The organism is Ekhidna sp., assembly GCF_965221965.1.
Lineage (GTDB): Bacteria > Bacteroidota > Bacteroidia > Cytophagales > Cyclobacteriaceae > Ekhidna.
Genome location: NZ_OZ244926.1, coordinates 782,059 through 801,645 on the forward strand (window position 1 = coordinate 782,059; position 19,587 = coordinate 801,645).

Here is a 19,587-nt window from a genome sequence, read left to right on the forward strand (position 1 = left end):
CTCTTTTTTATATTCGAATAAAATAGACAGCATGTATACCTCAATTATTGCAGGTCTCGGACATTATGTACCCGATAATGTAGTGACCAATGAAGATCTGTCCAAGATGATGGACACGAGTGATGAATGGATCACTGAGCGCACCGGTATCAAAGAGCGAAGGTGGATAGTACCAGGATCAGGAGATAGCCCGTCTACGATGGGAACCAAAGCGGCGAGAATGGCTATTAAAAACGCTGGCATTACACCTGATGATATTGACTTCATCATTTTTGCCACACTCAGCCCGGATTATTATTTTCCCGGCCCGGGTGTGATGGTGCAGGAGCAATTAGGTATCAAAGAGGTCGGGGCACTGGATGTGAGAAACCAATGTTCAGGGTTTGTTTATGGGCTTTCAGTGGCAGATCAGTTCGTTAAGACCGGAATGTATAAAAACATTTTAGTGATTGGAGCAGAGAACCATTCCGGTGGTTTAGAAAAATCGGATCGTGGCAGAGGAGTGACGGTCATCTTTGGAGATGGAGCCGGGGCAGCTGTCGTACAACGATCAGAAGAAAAAGGGAAGGGCATATTATCCACACATCTGCATTCCGAAGGCAAGCATGCGGAAGAGCTTGCGCTGATCGGACCGAATACCGGACGGTGGGTGCCTGAAATAATCAAAGAAAATGATCCGGAAGATTCCAGCTACTATCCGTATATGAATGGAAACTTCGTGTTTAAGCATGCTGTAACACGATTCATGGAAGTCATCGGTGAGGCCTTAGCTACAAATCAAAAGAAGCCGGAAGAGATAAGTCTGCTTGTCCCACACCAGGCAAACCTGCGGATCAGCCAATTTGTGCAGAAGAAGATGGGACTATCGGACGATCAGGTTTACAATAACATCATGCGGTACGGAAATACCACAGCTGCATCGATCCCAATAGCCATGAGTGAGGCTTTTCAGGAAGGAAAGATCAAAGAGGGAGATCTCGTTTGTCTGGCAGCATTTGGAAGCGGATTTACCTGGGCTTCCGCACTTATCAACTGGTAGCCATACATACTATTTTCTAATTCGGAATTGGACAAAACGCACGTTTTTATCGATTAATACAGTCTTAACAATTCATTAATTGCACTATTTGAAGAACTTTTTTAATTATTTTAATTATTCGCTTTGAATAATTAAATTTGTTCTCGTTAAAGTAATAAACCAACTGTAATCTATAAGCCAATGAAATTCGTTAAAACGCTACTAGGTAAATCTACTGACGAAAACCAGCTAAAATTGAAAAAAGAAGCAAGTGGGGACTGGGTTGTGAGAAAGGGTTCAACTGTACTTTACATTGGATCAAAAGATAAATGTGAGACTTACATGAGTCATGCAATGTAAGAACTAGCTAAAGAAAATCTCACCAGGGCGACACTTCTTAGGAGGGGTCGCCTTTCTTTTTGCCCTTTTCATCTAAAAATATGATGATTTTAATAAAAAATTGCATTTAAACACAACAAAAATTATTATATTCATGTTTAATATTTAAATGATACAATTTTTAACTTAAAATAAACTCACCATGAATATTTTTAGGTTATTTGCAAGAAAAGGAAACGACAAAGTTCGGTTAACGAAATCTCAAACAGGTGACTGGATGGTAAAGAAAGGCTTTAGCATCCTTTATATAGGCAGCCGGGAAAAATGCGAAACATTTATGAAACAGACGCTCAGCGTCTAGCTATGGATGATGGATCATAGGCCATCAGCTAATTGATTGATGGCCTTTGTTATCTCTTGTGGATGAGTCCATGGAATGAAATGATTGACTCCATCCAATACTTTTACTTCAAGAATGGAGTCCGGAAGCATTCGTTTTGCAAAGTCGGCATTTTCTTTAGGTACCAACGAATCGTTTGATCCATGAATCACGATCGTTGGTATTTTTATTTTTGACCAAAAAGGCAGCATAATTTCCAGTTCCTCCTTCAGAGGTAAAATCTCATCATTGCTCACTTCAAACTCTTTGGGAGTGAAAATCGCCCCAATTTTTGTATTGATCATTCCACGATACCATTCGTCTTCCTCCAATTCAGGATCTATCGAGGGAGCTACCAGGATCATCCCCGCATAATCATTCGGAAAGTCCATGGCCATTCTGGCTGCAATGGGTCCACCGAGGGAATGTCCAATAAGAATGAGTTGTTTATCCGGAAACTGCTCCAGCACTTGATGAATCAGCAGAGCTTGTTTTTCGATGGATGGCTCTGCTTCGCCGAACCCTGAATTACCAAATCCCGGGCGATCCATTGCAAGCATGTCAAATTTTTCAAGCAATGAATCCATTTTAAAAAAATTGATAAATGCATTCCACGATCCCGGGGATCCATGAATAAATACCAGCTGAATATCTCTGCCCTGATCAATATAGGCGTAGTGCATGCTCTTGTCACCTACCTCCAGATCATTAAATTGAATATTCGCAATATCATCCAACTCCTCACGGGCATCTTCGTCACTTATCCGAAACTCACATGCTGATACCAGTAAGAATATAATTGCCAGTTTTTTCATACGATATCTGTAGAACCAATCATGGACATGGGGCTATATTTGCCCTCTATGTCAGAAGGCATCATTTCCACCGATTTTCAATTTAAAGGACAAACCGGAAAATACACCGGAAAGGTTCGCGAGGTATATGAATTTGGCGACAAATTAGCCATGATTGCCACCGATCGTATCTCTGCATTTGATGTGGTCTTACCCAAACCTATTCCTTACAAAGGGCAAGTGCTGAACCAGCTTGCAGCAAAATTTCTGAAAGCGACCAGTGATATTGTACCAAACTGGGTGGAAAAAACACCTCATCCAAATGTCACTTTCGGTAAAAGATGTGAGCCTTTCAAAGTGGAAATGGTCATCAGGGGATATCTGACCGGTCATGCCTGGCGTGAGTACCGCGATGGCAAGCGAATGCTTTGCGGCGTACCTATGCCGGATGGCATGAAAGAAAACGAGCAATTTCCTGAACCTATCATCACACCGACAACCAAAGCGGATGAAGGGCATGACGAGGATATATCACGTGACGAGATTCTAAAGCAGGGGATTGTTGATGAGACTGATTATCTGCAATTGGAAGCATATACTCGAAAACTTTTTAAAAGAGGAACAGAAATAGCTGCTGAAAGAGGATTGATCCTGGTGGATACAAAATATGAATTCGGGAAATATAATGGTAAAATCTACCTGATCGACGAGGTGCATACACCGGACTCTTCCCGCTATTTTTATTCAGCGCCCTACGAGGAGCTTCTGGAAAGAAATGAACCCCAGAAACAGCTTTCAAAAGAGTTCGTAAGACAATGGCTGATTTCTGAAGGATTCCAGGGGAAAGAAGGGCAGCAGATTCCGGAAATGCCTGAGGAGCGAATAACCCTCATATCCGATCGATACATCGAACTTTATGAGAACATCTCGGGAGAAAAGTTTGTTAAAGACGAATACTCAGATAAATTAGCCCGAATTAAAGAGGAAATAGCCCAAATAGTAGAATAGAGAATTATGGAATTTACAGTAGACAAATACGAGAATTACTCAATTGCAAAAATCGACCAGGAAAAGGTTGACTCCACGGTAGCACCAGAGCTAAAGTCTGAATTTATGAAGCTGGCTCAGGATGGCGTGAAAAGCCTGATCGTTGACATGGCTGCTGTGAAGTATGTAGATTCCAGTGGATTAAGTGCACTTTTAGTAGGCAATCGGTCTTTTGGCGATTCGGGAGCATTTGTGCTTTTCAACGTGACCGACCATGTGATGAAGCTGATTGCGATCAGTCAGCTGGATAAAGTGATGAACATCGTGGCAGGACAGGAAGAGGCTGCTGATATGGTACTATTGGCGGCTATCAACAAAGGGCAGGGCGCAGCGGAATAAACTTGAGCCTTGAACTACTGATATTAGGTTCTAACTCTGCGGCATTTGCGCATCGCAGACATCATACTGCGCAGGTCTTGAAACTTCAGGATCAATATTTTCTAATCGATTGCGGGGAAGGCACGCAGCTTCTCATGAAGCGAAATAAGGTCAAGCTCTCACGCATTGATCATATTTTTATTTCGCATCTTCACGGGGATCATTACTTCGGATTGATCGGCCTGCTTTCCACCATGCATTTGTTTGGAAGGAAGAAGGAATTGTTACTTATAGGACCTCCCGGATTGTCTGAGATATTACAGCTACAGCTTAGATACTCAGAGACCTCCCTCAATTTTAAAATCAACTTTAAGGAGTTTACCCCGGGGGAATCGGAAATGATATATGATCACCCAAAGTATACGGTGACTACCCTGCCGATGGATCATCGCGTTCCATGTTCCGGATATTTATTTAAGGAGAAACCAAAGAAGCGACGGATCAATCGAAAGATGCTGGATGATGTGAAACTCTCCAACCTGGACATTGTGCGTCTGAAAGACGGGGAAGATATCCTTGACAGTGATGGAAGTGTGAAATATGAAAATAAGGTGATGACACTGGATCCTAATCCGAGCTACAGTTACGCCTTTTTCTCTGATACCCGATTACGGCCGGAGCTGATGGAGATCATCAGGGGGGTGGATCTGCTATATCATGAAGCGACGTTTGCCAATGATATGAAAGACCGGGCTATTCAGACCTATCACACTACAGCGGAGCAAGCCGCCCAATACGCCAAAGAGGCAGAAGTAGGCAAGCTGGTCCTCGGACATTTCTCTGCGAGGTATAAGGAGTTGGACCCGATCATTAGCGAGGCGAAAGCAGTGTTTGAGCGATCGGAGTTGGCGATTGAAGGCACTAAATTCATTGTGGATGGGAAATAAAAAGCAAAACCTGTTCATTATCCTGGGTGCGATCTTCCTCACTAATGCTATCCTGGCTGAGTTAATTGGTGTGAAGATTTTTTCACTGGAACAAACACTAGGCTGGCAACCGGCCAATCTCGATATTTTCGGATACACCTTGGATTTCAACCTGACCGCCGGTGTGATGATCTGGCCGGTGGTGTTTATCACCACAGATATCATCAATGAATACTTTGGAAAGGCGGGTGTGCGAAAAATTAGCTTTATAGCTGTCGGGTGTATCGCTTATGCTTTTCTCATGATCTGGATTGTGACCAAGCTGAGCCCTGCGGGCTTTTGGTTGGATGTAAACAGTACTGATCCGGATGGCAACTACTTCAACATGAACTTTGCTTTCAATAAAATCTATACGCAGGGACTTGGAATTATCGTGGGTTCCATCATCGCTTTTTTGATTGGGCAGCTGCTGGATGTGATCATCTTTCAGCGATTGCGCAAAATTACCGGAGAGAAAATGATCTGGCTGAGAGCAACCGGCTCCACCCTCATCTCCCAGCTGATTGATAGCTTCGTCGTGCTGGCGATCGCTTTTTACATTCTTGCACCACCTGAGAGTCGGTGGGATTTCTCTCAGGTGATGTCTGTGGGCTCGCTCAACTACATCTACAAATTCATCGTAGCGATTGCGCTCACACCTGTGATTTATTTAGGTCATTTCCTTATCGACAGATACCTGGGGAAAGAAGAGGCTGACCGGATCAAGGAAGAAGCGAGTGATAGCCGGTTTTGACGACAAGCTAGCAGGAGTGCGCCCCGAACTTGGCAAGTTCCGATAAAACTAATGAATCTGCCGGTGCTCACAAAGTATCAGAATGCGCTACGTTCAGAAAGATGAAAAATCCTGCGAACTAAAGAGGGTAGAAAGCACTAAAATTTCCCAGCGGCTGATTCATGGTGAAGTTCGCACTGAAGTCTGTAAAGTGGCAGTTGGCGCATTCGTGCTAGCGACTGTTAGATGTCGTTAATTTTCATATTGACTTAATAGCTTAGCTACGTCTTCAAATCGTTCATCCTTATTTACTAAGTTGATTAAAATAGAATCGGGTTTTGCTCCATTTCTAAGTAATAAATCTATAGTTTTGATTCTTTTGGCTTGTGATCTTTCGTTGAATCCATCTCCACAACAGGTTATTGCATGACTAAGTGCTGATTCTCTATCTAAATAAGCATTTGGATTACCGCCATTTATTAATAAAACCTCAAGGAATTTTTCATTTTGAAACATCGCTGCTCTTGCAACCGCAGCATCAGTTATTACTACCCCTTTTTCAATCAGGTATTCTGCTAGGTTCGCGTTACCACCTGGAGCGATATGTCCTATAACATTTTCATCATAGCCATTTGTTATGTTTAAGTCAGCTTGAAATTCAATAAACAGGTCAGTAAATTGTTTGGCTGTTTCCAAATCTTCAATTAGTCCTATTTCATGAATCGGTGCTATATCCCAAGGGCATACATAACAATCTTCATGCACTTCTGTTATCTTGAAATTTGGATTTGCTCCTTGTTCTAATAAGTATTTTGCTATTTCATATTCCCTATCCTTGATTGCTCTATGAAGAGGCGATTGTATATACTCATATGTAATTGTATCATAATCGATTAAAGCACCATTCTGAACAAGAATTTTTACATTTTCGATTTTGCCTCTGTTTATTGCCCAGATTAGCGGAGTTTGATAGTTAGCGCCTTCGTTGAAGGAGTTAACGTTACCTCCATTTGCTATTAATAGTTTTAGGGTTTCAGGGTTATAGCCTGCTCCATAATTAATAGGTTTAACCAATCTTCCAAGATCTAATTCTGGATCTGCCCCTGCATCCAATAAGAGTTTTGCAATTTTTGTGTCATCATGATGAACTCCAGCACGCAAAGGACTCATCCATGCATTATATCCTATTTCTACTGTTCCATTAACGTCACACCCTGAGTTAATAAGGAAAGTTGCTTTTTCTAAATCATTTTTAGTGCATGCATCAATTAATTCTTTAACACACGTAAAAGATTTGTATACAAAAGTTCTTTTTTTCGGTTTTTCCTTTATTGTTTGAATTACCGCAGTTTCAGTAGCTTCTTCGGAATCATCTGTTAAATCAATTTTAGTTTCGCCCTTAGCACTAGGATTACTACATTGAAATGTTATGGCTAGAAGGAAGAAATATACTATGTGCTTCATTATGACATCTAACAATTATGTAACACACACTGTGCGCGTTATTTACCTTTCAAATATACCGGTTTCCAATCCAAATAAAATTTCGGCTACATGCATCTAATCCTCAGTTTAAAATCCTTCTCTCCTGTTGTTCGAGGACTTAAAGGCAGCTTTGAATGATGGAAACAATCATATTAAATGATCTTGGAACTGTGTTTATCTATAGATTAATATACCATGATTCGCAGTAATAACCGTTTGCTTAAACGTATAGTTACGTATATATACGTTTAGCGATACGCTTTCAAACTTCCTTCAAAATCTCAGCGTATCTTTCCTTATGCGTTTGTTTGTGATTTTTGTATTGCTCGCTATAGGAGCTGCTGCAATGGTCATGATGCCATCTGATAAACCGACCCGCATCAATGGAGCCAGTCTGGTGAACCCACCCAGGGAAATCACGGCAGACCAGATGGGAGAGGTGAGGCGGGTGAATGCCGGATGGGTGGCACTGATACCTTATGCATTTTCCCGTGATGGGGAACCCAATGTCTCATTTGATCACTCCCGACAGTGGTGGGGCGAGCATACCGATGGGAATTGCGCACTCATCCAATACGCTAAAGAACATGGACTGAAAGTAATGGTCAAGCCACATGTCTGGGCTCGGGGAGCCGGTTGGGTTGGAGACTTTAACCTGGATTCTGAAGAGAAATGGAAAACGTGGGAATCAGACTATACAAAGTATATTCTGAATCATGCCATCAAGGCAGACTCGATGGGAGTGGAGTTGTTTTGTATTGGTACGGAGTTTCGTATCCCAGCAAGGGAACGACCGCAATTTTGGCGTTCATTGATCGGCCAGGTGCGAGCGGTATATTCCGGTAAGCTGACCTATGCTTCTAATTGGGACAACTATCAGAATATCACCTGGTGGGATGCAGTGGACTATATTGGTATTGATGCTTATTTCCCACTTGCAGAGGGCGACCATCCGAGTATTGATGATATCAAAAAGGGCTGGGAGCCAATCAAGAAGCAGCTTAGTTCTTTCTCTGAAAAATGGGACAAACCCATACTTTTTACCGAGTATGGATTTCAAAGCGCAAACGGGGCGGCTGGTAGCCACTGGGAAGTAGATGAGTCTGAGGAAAACGCCAACCATCAACTCCAGGCAGATGCGTATGAAGCTACTTTTCAGGCGCTGGAAAATGAAGATTGGTGGGCTGGAGGTTTTTTCTGGAAGTGGCACTTCATGTCTCGCTACGGAAGGTGGAGAGGCACGGAATGGACCCCTCAGAATAAGCCGGCGGAGGAGGTGATTGCCAGATGGTATGGGAAGAATAAAAATCTTGAATAGGGAATAACCCACCCCCAACCCCTCTGGGGAGGGGAGCTTGCTTCTAAGTGGAAGAAAGGGAAGTGTAAGCTGAAATACTTAATTTTCCATTTAAACCTAAAAACCTATGAGTGAGAAGCGAAAAGTAGAAGATATCCTTGCCGAGCTGGGAAAGAAAATTGACCATCTCGTGGAAGAGACGAAGCAGGCAGGAAGCAAAGTGTCTGCAGACATGGAGGTGCAGATTGAAAAGCTAAAGAAACAAAAAGAGAAGCTTGAAGAGCAGATTCGAAATCGCTCATCCAAACCAAACGAAAAATGGAGTGAAGCACGCGAACATCTCAATGAAGCTGCCGAAGCACTTCACAAGGCATTCACCTCACTCTTTAAGTAATTAAATCCGATCCAGCACCTTTTGAATCAGGCTATCGATGACTTTATTGGGGTCCTTGGCAAACTGACCTTTTACGCGGTTAGCCATAATGGCATTCAGGCTCAACATTTCGTGACCCAGTAGTTTACCAAATGCATAGTATCCGGCAGTTTCCATTTCCAGGTTTGTGATCCATACATCTTCTTCATGGAAGTATTGCATCTTCTCAATGATGTCTTTATAGCGGATAGGTATTCGCAGTTCCCTTCCCTGGGGGGCATAAAAGCCCGGGCATGTGACGGTGTTTCCGGCTATGGTACAATCCTTAAATTTTTCGAATAGGGTAACAGACCCCTTAAAGCAATACGGTGTGTAATGCAGGTCCAGCTCTTCCCGGAGTTTTTTAATGATCCGCCTTTCTACTCCAGTATGCTTGTGTTGGTAAAACTGGATGATTGTATCCAATCCAATGGCATATTCGGTTGCCAGGTGACTTCCCACTTTAATGTCGTCACGGATGGTTCCGGAGGTGCCCACACGGATGATTTGAAGTTTTTTCCTACGTGGCTTGGGTTGGCGATGCACCAGGTCAATATTGAAAAGTGCGTCCAGTTCGGTCATCAGTATTTCCACATTGTCCGTACCCATACCGGAGCTGATAACTGTGAGTCGCTTGCCCTTGTATTTTCCTGTGTGAGTGATGAACTCCCGTTTGTTCATCTCGAATTCCACCGAATCGAAATGACGGGAGACACGATGCACTCTTCCCGGATCGCCTACAACAATAATCTTATCCGAGATGTCTTTGGGTCTCAAGCTGAGGTGGTAGACACTACCGTCGGGGTTGAGGATCAGATCTGACTCAGAAAAGGTATGAGGCATAGCTAGGTTAGGTTTCTAAGGCTCCCTTAAAAGTAATGAGGAAAGCCGGTTGAACCACCTAATTTACAAAAAGTTAACCTAGCTGCCGCTATTGACAGATGACTTGCGTTTCAGGCCTTTGTAAGGATTGTACCCGTTCATTTTCTTCTGATAAAAGCCCGTGCCATCGTACTCACGGGTATCCGGATTGTTCATACATTCCTCAGAACAACAGCCTTTGTAAATTTCGGCACCCTTCTCACTCATAGGAATGTGCATATTACAATGTGGATTCGCACAGTTGACCATTCTATCACATGGCTCATCAGTGACATAACACCTGGAAATAACTTTTGGATTGACCTGATTAACATCCTTTACAATGCGGTTGTCAAAGACATAGCACTTTCCTTCAAAATCTTCACCTTCTGCCTCTAAGCCATATTTAATGATACCACCATGTAGCTGATGGACATTTTCAAATCCTTGTTCGAGGAGATATGCGCTGGCTTTTTCACACTTGATTCCACCGGTACAGTAGGTCACAATCTTTTTGTCTTTATACTTTTTGAGCTCCTCGATTTTTTCAGGAAAGTCACGGAAGTTGTCAATATCCAGCGTGATGGCATTCTTAAACTTTCCAATCATATGCTCATAGTTGGACCGAACATCTAATATGATCGTATCCTCACTTTCTTCCTGAAGGATTTTTCTGAATTCTTCCGGTTCAACATAGCCTCCCGTCTTTTTGGTAGGATCAATATGACGTAGAGAGCTGTGGACGATCTCAGGCTTTACTCTCACGTGCATTTTTTCAAATGCAGGCTGATCGTTTGTGTCTACTTTGAATTCCGTATGTGCAAATCGAGGATCACTGGTTACGGCATCCATATATTTTTCGCACGCCTCCTGGGTACCCGAAACGGTTCCGTTAAGGCCTTCTTCAGCCACAATGATACGGCCTCTCAGATCCAGGTCCAGACAAAGTTTGTGATGTTCTTCCCTGAACTCTTCAGGGTTTTCAATCTTACTGTAACAGTAATAGAGTAATACGTAATGCTTTTCCATGATAACCAAGCCCTGTTTCAGCAGGGTGTTAAAGTACAAAAGTAGAAAGACTTAAGTTTTTGAGTAGAAAGTTTAAAGTTTTGATCTAAGTGAATATATCATTTTTTGAATCTCAGAAACCTCCGTAATTGCCATGTTCACTTCCTTTTCGGAAATATACTTGAGTTTGTGAGACACCACTAGTTGGCTTTCTATTTCATATAGTGAGCCTAATGAAATAGAAAGAAAATGTTTGAAATCAGGTTTTGTTTGCCTTCCGCTTCCTTCAGCAATATTCGAACTTACAGATATAGTGGCTCTTTGAAGTTGTGAAGTAAGACCATATTTTTCGCTCTCTGGAAAAGATTTAGTGAGTGAATAAATCAAAGTGGCTAAATCTATAGCTCTCTGCCATACTTTCAATTCCCTGAAATTATTCATTCTTTCTACTTCTAACTTTCTACTTGTTTACTTCTACAGCAGGATTTCCGAAAACCGTTTTTCCTTTCTTCACATCTCCAACCACCACAGACCCGGCACCAATTCTCGCACCCTTCTCAATTGTTACACCTGCCACGATCGTCACACCGGAACCGATGAACACTTCATTTTCAATCTTCACTTTCGTGTTAATAATGGATCCGGCACCAATCTGAACAAAATCCCCAATTTCTACCTCTTGTTCGATGATCGCTTTGGAATTGATGACATTGTGATTGCCCATTTTGGAATCATTGGAAAGGATAGCTCCGGCATTTACAAAGTTGCCGTGCCCAATGCTGAATGAGTCGGAGATGGATGCTGTCTGATGGACCGCATTCATGGGCATTACCTTTCGGGTTTCCATCAGGTATTCTACATATTCTTTTCTCAGCGCATTATCATCAGTCGCGACAAAAGCTTCGCACTTCTGGCCAATCAATTTGGTGAAGCCATGATCATCCGTTGCTCCCAGCACCGAAACTGTATTGATTTCCGTATTATGCGTTTGCTCGTCATCATCCAGAAACCCGTACACCACAATGTTGTTAGAGTTGAAGATTTCAAGTGCGGCTTTGGCCAGTCCTGTTGATCCGAAAATAATTACCGGTTTTTCCATGTCCTTCTTTTTTGAAGGCGCAAAATTAGCGATTATTCTTCCGTTTTAGAAGTCAGGTAGCGATATGGGAGGATGGAGCTGATTAAGAATAGATAGGGCATATATGCGTTTTTGTAGCGAACCAAAGTGCCAAAATTCGGAGTTGAGAGCGGCAACATGATGGCGAGGAGTAGTATTCCGGTCAAGGAAGCAAGGAACAAAGGCCAGTCAATCTGAGGCTTTAATTTTAATGATAGAATAAGAGACATAATGATCAAGATGGTAAGCATCAGGTTTTCAATCCTGTGAATCCATCCCCAAATAGGTGTTGGGTCATATAATGAAGGTCGGAATAGTCCAGCATGCAATGCTTTCGGTACATTGGACAATACTTCTTGCCAGGTTTCATTTTCAAGCTCAATATTTAATTCATCTTCTGAATCTGATTTTTCCAGAATGGCCTGGTTGTTTTGATGGAGGGTCCAGGGTATCCGATCGATTTCAAGGTAAGGGTGTATAAACTGTGTGGTGAAAGTCGCTGCGACTATGACAATCAGGGATGCAAATCTCCATAGACTGCTAAGTTTTCTGAAAAGCATCATGGTAAAAAGAACACCTGCGAACAATATAAATGCGATTAGCAGGTAGTGCTTGATCTTCAGTAAGATGAACGCAGAAACAAGGATCAACAGAATATCGAGAAGTTGGATTTTGTTCTTCTTGTAGACCTTAAAGGAAGATACTACAGCGATAATCAACGAGGCGCTGGCCAGGCTGTCTTTGATAATTCCGGATGACCAGAAAACAATGGACGGGATAAAAAGAAAACAGGCTGCACTAATCCACTTTAACTGCGGATAAAAAGAGGAAAAGACCTTCGTTCCATACCAAAAACATAAAAAACTGATTAGGGAAAAGTAGAGGGAGGTAATCCAGTAGGATTCTCCCGAGAATACAATAATGGGTTTAAGAATGAAAAGGAAAAACTGGGTGCGTGGTTGACTTTCTTCATTAAACTGTTCCAGGTTCTTAGCGTACTCAAAGAAATTGATGGTGTCCCCGGAACCGTAGTATCTATAGAATATTAGTCCTAAAACGACCCCTGCTGCCAGCTTCACTATCAAGCTTGCCCAGAAAACCCAACCGGGAAGATCGGCCTTTACAAATCGGAATGCTACGAAGGCAAGCATAGCAATGAAGGAAATATGAAAAACCCAGTTTATCATCGGTTTAGAATTTCAACCCCAATATTACACTGAAGACATTTCCTTTTTTGACAATAGCTTTTGAATAGCTGAATAAAAGCCTGCGAATCAATGGCGGTTTTTGTATTGACATCAATTTCTCCCCATTTTCTTGTTATCCGATTGTTTTCAGCTGGCAAAGATTCAAGAAGTTCAACCGCACGATCCATGAAGATGGAATCCGCGGTGTATTTTGAATAAGCAGCAAGGAGGGGAGCCACGGTATTGATTAGGATATTTTCGAAAGAACTTTTCCCAACCTGTCTGGTCGTCCTTTCTCTTTCTTTCCCGAAATCATAATGGGCTCGCCAATACGGACTAAGTGGGGGTCTTAAGTGCTCCTTGAGTTCTTTTATGCTTTCAGTCTGTGTTAAAATGGTGAAAAGCTTAGGAGTATTATGTAGGGTTGTGGCTAGCTGAGCCAACCGAACCGTCGGGAAATTTGCTGGTCTTAATTTTCCGAATTTCCATTGTGGCTTCACCATTGATTCAGGTAGTTGAAACTTCTTTTGAAGGAATTGAAACTCTGATTTTAAGGAGTCCTGGTATTCATCTTTTGCTTCATTTAGAAAACCTGCTTGTCCGAATAACAATGCTTCCGTGGATTTCTCATTTTGAAACGCTTTTTTCAGTTTAGAGAAAGGGAGCAGTTCGGTGAGCCTGATAAAAGCCTCTTTGTTTGTAGAAAAGCCAAAATTGGCAGACAAAGCTCTATAAGTCGCTTCCTCCCAATCATTTTTACGGTATTGTAAATCATTCAATATTCGACTGGCTTTTTCCTCCAGACGCTCCACCAGCACGCGATCCAGCATGCCTCGTATGGTTAGTGGCGATACACCTGGCAATTGGCTGGAACAAAGTATTTCCTGATTAGATCGGATGTGTTTTTGGTATTTCTCTATTAATCCGGGATCGATGATTGATTTCAATTCCAGTGTTGGAATAGCCTCATCGTTCAAGTGAATTTCCGAATCATAATTCCATACGACATGAAGTATGACATTTTCATACGCCGGATCATGCTGGTGATTGTGGTGATTCCAATCCGAAGAATTAATGTGTATTTCTACTTGTCCTGCCCATTCAATAGCATCAATCTTGATGCGTGCTTCCTCAAAGTCCGGTCCTGAATCCTGATTGTGATTCCCCGGGTAATACACCATCAAGGATTGGCCTTCGGTGAGTTTAAGTTTGTTCTGATCAAACTTTTGATACTTCCAGATGTAATGTAGAAACTGCTCGTCCATGGCGATTCGTTTCTAAGATACGGTTTGTGCTATAATCCCTGAAGGATTTCGGCCATTTCCAGCTGAATTTTGTGAGCTGCTTCTCCAGCTGCTCTAGCGAAGTTTTCTGAAGAATCGGAATAAATGATTCCACGTGACGAATTTATAAGGAGACCGCATTGCTTATTCAGTCCGTATTTACATACCGCCTGAAGGTCTCCGCCCTGTGCTCCAACACCCGGAATAAGTAGAAAATGATCCGGTATCATGGTGCGAATACCAATGAGTGCTTCCGGACGAGTAGCACCTACGACATACATGGTGTTATTGGCATTCCCCCATTCCGCGCTTTTTCGGATGACACGCTCGTAAAGCTTTTCACCATCAACGCTAACAATGACATCCTGAAAGTCTAATCCTCCGGGATTACTAGTTGCTGCCAGGATAATCACCCACTTGCGATTGAACTCCAAAAAAGGTTTTACAGAGTCAGACCCCATGTATGGTGCTACCGTCACCGAATCAAAGTTCATGTTTTCAAAAAAAGCACGGGCATACATAGAGGAGGTGTTGCCAATATCTGCACGTTTCGCATCAGCGATAGTAAAAATGCCTTTGGGTATGTAGTCAAGTGTTTTTTGTAAAGACTCCCAGCCTTTGGCTCCTTCCGCCTCATAAAATGCAGTGTTCGGCTTATAAGCTACTGCGTACTGATGGGTGGCGTCTATAATCTGTTTATTGAATTCGAAGATTGGATCTTCGGAGGAGAGAAGGTGCTTAGGGATTTTTTTGATGTCAGTGTCCAGACCGACACATAGAAAGGACTCTTTTGCTTTGATTTGGTCGAATAGCTGCTGTCGGGTCATTGATTCAGGTTGGGTGACTTTTGGCTAAGATAAAAAGTGCAGACGTACTTCTTCTGTTCCTCGCAAAGGAAAGGATTTAAAAACCATTAAAAAGTTACTATTTATTTAAGCTCGGGGAGCTTGTCGTTTACGACTTTTCCCTTTTTCACTTCACCATAAAAGTGAACGTCGTACAGTTTTTCGTACTTTTTGATCGACTGGTGTAATTCAGGAATACTGTCGCTCCTAAGTTTAATTCCTTTTCTTTCACCCTTATGTCGGAGTTCTATGTAGTATCCGTCTTTAAGTTTTACCGGAGTAGTTGCAGGTCTAGCCAAATCAATAAAATTTTATATGTACGTAACAATTATATAAAACAATGCTCGTGTGGAAAAGTTTCCACACGAGCAATTATATTAAAATCAAAAAACTTAGAATCTGTTTTCAGTGCTTAACCTCTTGGGTTAGCTTTTTTTACAACGATGGTTCTACCATCTAATTCTGCGTCGTTTAGGCTTGCGATTGCCTGGTTAGCTTCGTCATCATTAGGCATTTCTACAAACCCGAAACCTTTTGATCTCTGAGTGTCTCTGTCCATGATAACTTTAGCGGAATCTACAGTTCCGAATTCTTCAAATGCTTGTCTCAATGCGTCTTCTGAAGTTGCATAGTTAAGCTTAGCTACAAAAATGTTCATTAAAAAAAATAAAAAATTAAAAAAGCGCTCAGACTTGTTCTGAACGCCACAAAGGTATGCTTTTTATTGATATTCTATATTATCGGAAATCTATCACCTCAACATTCGGGTATTTTGATACATCAAAACTGAAGTAGCTGTCGCTCAACGAAGTAGGGGTAAATGAATTAATGGAGTATAAATATTTGTTTCCGGTACGCTCAAAAACAGTGAATGACTTTAACTCATCTTTCGAATTAATGGTCATTTTGATTTTGAAATAGCTTTTATCCCTGCTCTCCGGGTCAAGTTCAACGACACGATCCCCGTTGGCCTGTTTCTCTGCCAAGACATATTTGAAACCACTTTTATAAATATCATAAATATTGCTAAGTGTTATTTCCGATTCTTCCGGATCGTAAGGGCTAATGGTTACCTCATTTATTTCCTTGTTGTAGGTATATATATCAGTACCATCATTGAAAATCTTCTGTCCGGCCACTTCCAGTACATACATATCACCTTTTACGGCAATATCACCAGAAATTGTTTCGTCCAGACCTGCGCTCTCATTGGTTAGCTTTTGTGAAAATGAGGCCTTAAAAGCGTCTATCTGCTTGTATTTATTACTCATTGCATCCAATACTGCCAGTGCCTCAGGATCATACTGTGCATGAACCTGAAATAAAATGGCTAGTGAAAGTGATGCGATAATTAGCTTCTTCATTTGATGAATTTCTTAGTTCTTAATATTTAATTTCTATTTCAGACAATAACTGTTCCAAACTATGTTCGTCCGGGATAAGTACCTCGCGAGCCTTACTACCCTCAAAAGGGCCAACGATTCCTGCGGCTTCAAGTTGATCAATTAATCGACCTGCTCGGTTATACCCAAGTTTCATCTTTCGTTGGATCAGTGAAGTAGAGCCCTGCTGGTGCATGACAATAAGTCTGGCAGCATCTGCAAATAGTGAATCACGGTCTGATAAGTCTACTTCCCCAATTCCTGATTCTTCCTCTCCGGCATATTCCGGAAGCAGGTATGCATCGTCATAACCTCTTTGGTCTCCGATGAAGTCACAGATCTTCTCAACCTCAGGTGTATCTACGAATGCGCATTGTAATCGGGTCATATCTGATCCCATGGAAAGAAGCATATCTCCCATTCCGATAAGCTGATCCGCACCTCCTGCATCAAGAATCGTTCGGGAATCTATTTTTGAAGTAACTCTAAATGAAAGCCGGGCAGGGAAGTTTGCCTTGATGATACCTGTGATTACATTGACAGATGGTCGCTGGGTAGCAACGATCAAATGGATACCAATCGCACGCGCAAGCTGTGCAAGTCTGGCAATTGGCGTTTCAATCTCCTTACCTGCTGTCATCATCAAATCAGCCAACTCATCAATGACGAGCACGATGTAGGGCAAGAATCTGTGCCCCTTATTTGGATTAAGCTTTCGTTCGGTAAACTTCTTATTGTATTCTTTTAGGTTTCTACACGCTGCGCTCTTCAGTAAGTCGTACCTATTATCCATTTCGATACAGAGTGAGTTAAGTGTATTTACCACTTTGGATGTGTCCGTGATAATTGCCTCTTCACTATCAGGAAGCTTAGCAAGGAAGTGCTTTTCGATTTTATTGAAAAGTGTCAGTTCTACCTTCTTCGGGTCTACAAGGACAAACTTCAGCTGAGAAGGATGTTTTTTGTAAAGCAAAGAGGTCAACATGATATTCAAACCCACTGATTTACCTTGTCCGGTGGCACCAGCCATTAGAAGGTGCGGCATCTTACTCAGGTCAGTCACAAACACTTCGTTGGAGATGGTTTTTCCAAGGACCACCGGAAGCTCCATTTTGCTCTCCATGAATTTACTGGTAGTGATAACAGATCGTGCGTCTACCATTTCCCTGTTCTTATTTGGAACCTCAATACCGATGGTTCCTTTTCCCGGAATCGGTGCGATGATACGTATTCCCAATGCAGCAAGACTTAGTGCGATATCATCTTCCAGGTTTTTGATTTTGGAGATTTTTACGCCAGCCTCAGGGACAATTTCATAAAGCGTCACTGTGGGACCAATCGTCGCTTTTATACTGGAAATCCCAATCTTGAAATTGACCAATGTCTCGATGATACGATCTTTATTTTGCTCCAGCTCGTCTTTGGATACCTTGACATCTTTGTCAGGGTATTCATTAAGCAGTGATGGGGTTGGAAATTTGTATCGCGGAAGATCGAGTGTTGGATCGTAATTGATTGCTTGATCGGTTACCTCTTCTTCAAACTCTTTTTGCTCTACCTCAAAAGAAAGGTCTTCTAACTCTTCGTTTTTTGTGGCAGGCTTTTCTTCTTGTGGCGGTGGTGTTGGCTCTTCTTTAGGGGCAAAGACTTTTTCCTCTACTTCTTTTGGCAAAGGCTCTTCGTTTTTGAATTCAGGAAGATCAATGGTGAATTCAGGGTCAGTCTTTTCCTTAGCTTCTTGTTGAGGGATTTTCTTTACCACCCAGGTTTCAGTTTCGTCCCGGTTTGCATCTTCATCTTCTACTTCTCTTTTGATTTGATCCAGCACAGAGGAGATATCCTGTTTTTTCTCTTTGGGCTTTTTCGCAGGGATGAGAGCCTTGATTTGACTCATCAGGTTTTCGAATGAAGGGACAATGCCGCTGAAAGCTGGAATGCGTGTGATATCGAAGAAGAACATATTGAATATCACAAACAGGAAAACGATGAATAAAATAGCTCCCCATCCCATCAAACTATGGGAGATTACTGCCAGCTCATAGCCAATTCCACCGCTTAAAAATCCCCACATGGTTGTTTCCTCCTGAGCTAGGAGAAAGTACCCCATCACCATGCTGATCCAGATCAGGTAAAAAACAACAAAGTTGAATGTCTTGGTGATTGGTAATAGCGCCCGATACCAGATGATTCGGTAAGCAACGATGAATAGAAATGGAGGGATGAGGATAGCTGCAATGCCAAACCAAAGAAAGATAAAGTAATGTGCAGCAATCGCACCAATCAGTCCAAAAGTATTTTGTACTTCAGCACCTGATTCTTTCACGTTGGTACTGGTGTACGCTTCTACCACACTCTGGTCTGCCTGACCAGTGCTGAGATAGGATATAAAAGAAACACCCAGGAAAATAGAAATCAACAACAGGGTAAACCCGATAAATAAATGAAATTTTCGATCGGTGATGAAGTTGAATTTAAGGCTTGCCTTCTGCTTCTTCTCGCTCTTCTTCTTATACGTATTTTGTGCCATAGGATATTACTTCCAAAAATAATGGAGTTTTCAGCGTGGATCAAACATGGTTATTTATAAGTCTAAGTTTTCCTGATCTTGAAAATTATTCCAAAATCTAACGAGTGTTATCTGATCTTCTTGCGCAAGGTAGAAAAGCGAAACTTGTTTTCTTATTACCGCTTTTCTAACATTTTTAAAATTGACCTTCGGGTAGAGTTGAGGGTGTTCTTGAATTAGCGAAAGTATTAATTCAACTTCTTCGATAAATCTTTTTGCGGTTTCTTTTGACCAGCGTGATAAAATGAAATCTATATTTTGATGATAATCTTGAATAGCATCCTCTGACCATACAATTGGAAGCATTAATTAGAAAAGATTGGGATACTTAGATTTAGTTTCAGCCTGAACTTCTTTATGACTTTTAACTTTCCCCGTCTCAATGGATTTTAATCCATCTTTTATCGCTTCCTCTTGTTCCTTTGAAATTGATACCTTCTTTTCATTTATTCCAGAAAGCTTTATAGAGGATAGTAAATCAATGGTCTTCTCATCTTTTAACTCTAAAAGCCACTGAATCAAATCATTCTTTTGTGCCTGAATATCCATAA

The 19,587-nt window shown here is 41.8% G+C and carries 22 protein-coding genes; 7 read left to right on the top strand and 15 right to left on the bottom strand.

Features of this window, described 5'->3' with window-relative positions:
* The first annotated feature begins 31 nt into the window (after positions 1–31).
* Entirely contained in the window at positions 32–1,039 is a 1,008-nt protein-coding gene (locus ACOQON_RS03895) for a 3-oxoacyl-ACP synthase III family protein (RefSeq protein WP_420577614.1), read from the top strand.
* A 693-nt stretch (positions 1,040–1,732) separates the two neighbouring features.
* Here ACOQON_RS03895 and ACOQON_RS03900 read toward each other — a convergent pair.
* Entirely contained in the window at positions 1,733–2,551 is an 819-nt protein-coding gene (locus tag ACOQON_RS03900) for an alpha/beta fold hydrolase (protein WP_420577615.1), read from the bottom strand.
* A 48-nt stretch (positions 2,552–2,599) separates the two neighbouring features.
* Here ACOQON_RS03900 and ACOQON_RS03905 point away from each other — a divergent pair, with 48 nt between their 5' ends.
* Genes ACOQON_RS03905 through ACOQON_RS03920 form a run of 4 tightly spaced genes read left to right on the top strand, consistent with a single transcriptional unit; the run spans position 2,600 to position 5,614 of the window.
* Positions 2,600–3,538, top strand: a complete 939-nt coding sequence (locus ACOQON_RS03905) for a phosphoribosylaminoimidazolesuccinocarboxamide synthase (RefSeq protein WP_420577616.1) — start codon at positions 2,600–2,602, stop codon at positions 3,536–3,538.
* A gap of 6 nt (positions 3,539–3,544) precedes the next feature.
* Positions 3,545–3,916 (top strand): STAS domain-containing protein, encoded by a 372-nt coding sequence (locus ACOQON_RS03910; RefSeq protein ID WP_420577617.1) that lies wholly within the window; start codon positions 3,545–3,547, stop codon positions 3,914–3,916.
* Positions 3,917–3,918: 2 nt separating this feature from the next.
* Positions 3,919–4,842: a ribonuclease Z gene (locus tag ACOQON_RS03915; RefSeq protein ID WP_420577618.1), complete on the top strand. Its 924-nt coding sequence runs from the start codon at positions 3,919–3,921 to the stop codon at positions 4,840–4,842.
* Positions 4,832–5,614: a queuosine precursor transporter gene (locus ACOQON_RS03920; protein WP_420577619.1), complete on the top strand. Its 783-nt coding sequence runs from the start codon at positions 4,832–4,834 to the stop codon at positions 5,612–5,614. Before ACOQON_RS03915 ends, ACOQON_RS03920 begins: the two co-directional genes overlap by 11 nt.
* A 231-nt stretch (positions 5,615–5,845) precedes the next feature.
* On the opposite strand, the gene ACOQON_RS03925 is transcribed toward ACOQON_RS03920, so the two are convergent.
* The gene (locus tag ACOQON_RS03925) at positions 5,846–7,057 is read right to left on the bottom strand and encodes an ankyrin repeat domain-containing protein (RefSeq protein WP_420577620.1); all 1,212 of its coding nucleotides are present in this window, start codon (positions 7,055–7,057) and stop codon (positions 5,846–5,848) included.
* Between the two features lie 331 nt (positions 7,058–7,388).
* On the opposite strand from ACOQON_RS03925, the gene ACOQON_RS03930 reads away from it, so the two are divergent.
* Both ACOQON_RS03930 and ACOQON_RS03935 read left to right on the top strand, forming a co-directional pair.
* On the top strand, positions 7,389–8,396 hold the full coding sequence (locus ACOQON_RS03930) for a glycoside hydrolase family 113 (protein ID WP_420577621.1): 1,008 nt from the start codon (positions 7,389–7,391) through the stop codon (positions 8,394–8,396).
* Between the two features lie 106 nt (positions 8,397–8,502).
* Entirely contained in the window at positions 8,503–8,769 is a 267-nt protein-coding gene (locus ACOQON_RS03935; protein ID WP_420577622.1) for a hypothetical protein, read from the top strand.
* Here ACOQON_RS03935 and ACOQON_RS03940 read toward each other — a convergent pair whose 3' ends face one another.
* From ACOQON_RS03940 to ACOQON_RS04000, 13 genes are all read right to left on the bottom strand, one after another.
* On the bottom strand, positions 8,770–9,630 hold the full coding sequence (locus ACOQON_RS03940) for a nucleoside phosphorylase (RefSeq protein ID WP_420577623.1): 861 nt from the start codon (positions 9,628–9,630) through the stop codon (positions 8,770–8,772).
* A 78-nt stretch (positions 9,631–9,708) separates the two neighbouring features.
* Positions 9,709–10,677, bottom strand: coding sequence for a rhodanese-related sulfurtransferase (locus ACOQON_RS03945; RefSeq protein WP_420577624.1), 969 nt, complete (start codon positions 10,675–10,677; stop codon positions 9,709–9,711).
* Positions 10,678–10,749: 72 nt separating this feature from the next.
* On the bottom strand, positions 10,750–11,097 hold the full coding sequence (locus ACOQON_RS03950; RefSeq protein ID WP_420577625.1) for a four helix bundle protein: 348 nt from the start codon (positions 11,095–11,097) through the stop codon (positions 10,750–10,752).
* A gap of 19 nt (positions 11,098–11,116) precedes the next feature.
* Positions 11,117–11,755, bottom strand: coding sequence for an acetyltransferase (locus ACOQON_RS03955; protein WP_420577626.1), 639 nt, complete (start codon positions 11,753–11,755; stop codon positions 11,117–11,119).
* A gap of 32 nt (positions 11,756–11,787) precedes the next feature.
* Positions 11,788–12,960, bottom strand: a complete 1,173-nt coding sequence (locus tag ACOQON_RS03960; protein ID WP_420577627.1) for a hypothetical protein — start codon at positions 12,958–12,960, stop codon at positions 11,788–11,790.
* Positions 12,957–14,225 carry a DUF2851 family protein gene (locus ACOQON_RS03965; protein ID WP_420577628.1) on the bottom strand — a complete coding sequence of 423 codons (1,269 nt, stop codon included), beginning with the start codon at positions 14,223–14,225 and terminating at the stop codon, positions 12,957–12,959. The genes ACOQON_RS03960 and ACOQON_RS03965 overlap by 4 nt, the downstream gene beginning before the upstream one ends.
* 29 nt (positions 14,226–14,254) lie before the next feature.
* Positions 14,255–15,070, bottom strand: coding sequence for an orotidine-5'-phosphate decarboxylase (pyrF, locus tag ACOQON_RS03970; protein ID WP_420577629.1), 816 nt, complete (start codon positions 15,068–15,070; stop codon positions 14,255–14,257).
* A 101-nt stretch (positions 15,071–15,171) separates the two neighbouring features.
* Positions 15,172–15,387 carry a hypothetical protein gene (locus ACOQON_RS03975; RefSeq protein ID WP_349564246.1) on the bottom strand — a complete coding sequence of 72 codons (216 nt, stop codon included), beginning with the start codon at positions 15,385–15,387 and terminating at the stop codon, positions 15,172–15,174.
* Between the two features lie 113 nt (positions 15,388–15,500).
* A complete protein-coding gene (locus ACOQON_RS03980; RefSeq protein WP_420577630.1) occupies positions 15,501–15,746 on the bottom strand; it encodes an RNA recognition motif domain-containing protein in 246 nt (81 codons plus the stop codon).
* Positions 15,747–15,825: 79 nt separating this feature from the next.
* Positions 15,826–16,452, bottom strand: a complete 627-nt coding sequence (locus ACOQON_RS03985; protein ID WP_420577631.1) for a LolA family protein — start codon at positions 16,450–16,452, stop codon at positions 15,826–15,828.
* A gap of 19 nt (positions 16,453–16,471) precedes the next feature.
* Positions 16,472–18,997, bottom strand: coding sequence for a DNA translocase FtsK 4TM domain-containing protein (locus tag ACOQON_RS03990; RefSeq protein ID WP_420577632.1), 2,526 nt, complete (start codon positions 18,995–18,997; stop codon positions 16,472–16,474).
* Positions 18,998–19,051: 54 nt separating this feature from the next.
* Positions 19,052–19,342 carry a type II toxin-antitoxin system RelE/ParE family toxin gene (locus ACOQON_RS03995; protein ID WP_420577633.1) on the bottom strand — a complete coding sequence of 97 codons (291 nt, stop codon included), beginning with the start codon at positions 19,340–19,342 and terminating at the stop codon, positions 19,052–19,054.
* Between the two features lie 3 nt (positions 19,343–19,345).
* Positions 19,346–19,585 carry a hypothetical protein gene (locus tag ACOQON_RS04000; RefSeq protein ID WP_420577634.1) on the bottom strand — a complete coding sequence of 80 codons (240 nt, stop codon included), beginning with the start codon at positions 19,583–19,585 and terminating at the stop codon, positions 19,346–19,348.
* Positions 19,586–19,587 lie beyond the last annotated feature (2 nt).

Coding starts and splice junctions, on each gene's coding strand:
- ACOQON_RS03925 (WP_420577620.1), bottom strand. CDS start 7,057: ATGAAGCACATAGTATATTTCTTCCTTCTAGCCATAACATTTCAATGT.
- ACOQON_RS03945 (WP_420577624.1), bottom strand. CDS start 10,677: ATGGAAAAGCATTACGTATTACTCTATTACTGTTACAGTAAGATTGAA.
- ACOQON_RS03960 (WP_420577627.1), bottom strand. CDS start 12,960: ATGATAAACTGGGTTTTTCATATTTCCTTCATTGCTATGCTTGCCTTC.
- ACOQON_RS03900 (WP_420577615.1), bottom strand. CDS start 2,551: ATGAAAAAACTGGCAATTATATTCTTACTGGTATCAGCATGTGAGTTT.
- ACOQON_RS03985 (WP_420577631.1), bottom strand. CDS start 16,452: ATGAAGAAGCTAATTATCGCATCACTTTCACTAGCCATTTTATTTCAG.
- ACOQON_RS03895 (WP_420577614.1), top strand. CDS start 32: ATGTATACCTCAATTATTGCAGGTCTCGGACATTATGTACCCGATAAT.
- ACOQON_RS03910 (WP_420577617.1), top strand. CDS start 3,545: ATGGAATTTACAGTAGACAAATACGAGAATTACTCAATTGCAAAAATC.
- ACOQON_RS04000 (WP_420577634.1), bottom strand. CDS start 19,585: ATGGATATTCAGGCACAAAAGAATGATTTGATTCAGTGGCTTTTAGAG.
- ACOQON_RS03990 (WP_420577632.1), bottom strand. CDS start 18,997: ATGGCACAAAATACGTATAAGAAGAAGAGCGAGAAGAAGCAGAAGGCA.
- ACOQON_RS03935 (WP_420577622.1), top strand. CDS start 8,503: ATGAGTGAGAAGCGAAAAGTAGAAGATATCCTTGCCGAGCTGGGAAAG.
- ACOQON_RS03950 (WP_420577625.1), bottom strand. CDS start 11,097: ATGAATAATTTCAGGGAATTGAAAGTATGGCAGAGAGCTATAGATTTA.
- ACOQON_RS03940 (WP_420577623.1), bottom strand. CDS start 9,630: ATGCCTCATACCTTTTCTGAGTCAGATCTGATCCTCAACCCCGACGGT.
- ACOQON_RS03965 (WP_420577628.1), bottom strand. CDS start 14,225: ATGGACGAGCAGTTTCTACATTACATCTGGAAGTATCAAAAGTTTGAT.
- ACOQON_RS03905 (WP_420577616.1), top strand. CDS start 2,600: ATGTCAGAAGGCATCATTTCCACCGATTTTCAATTTAAAGGACAAACC.
- ACOQON_RS03955 (WP_420577626.1), bottom strand. CDS start 11,755: ATGGAAAAACCGGTAATTATTTTCGGATCAACAGGACTGGCCAAAGCC.
- ACOQON_RS03920 (WP_420577619.1), top strand. CDS start 4,832: ATGGGAAATAAAAAGCAAAACCTGTTCATTATCCTGGGTGCGATCTTC.
- ACOQON_RS03995 (WP_420577633.1), bottom strand. CDS start 19,342: ATGCTTCCAATTGTATGGTCAGAGGATGCTATTCAAGATTATCATCAA.
- ACOQON_RS03980 (WP_420577630.1), bottom strand. CDS start 15,746: ATGAACATTTTTGTAGCTAAGCTTAACTATGCAACTTCAGAAGACGCA.
- pyrF (WP_420577629.1), bottom strand. CDS start 15,070: ATGACCCGACAGCAGCTATTCGACCAAATCAAAGCAAAAGAGTCCTTT.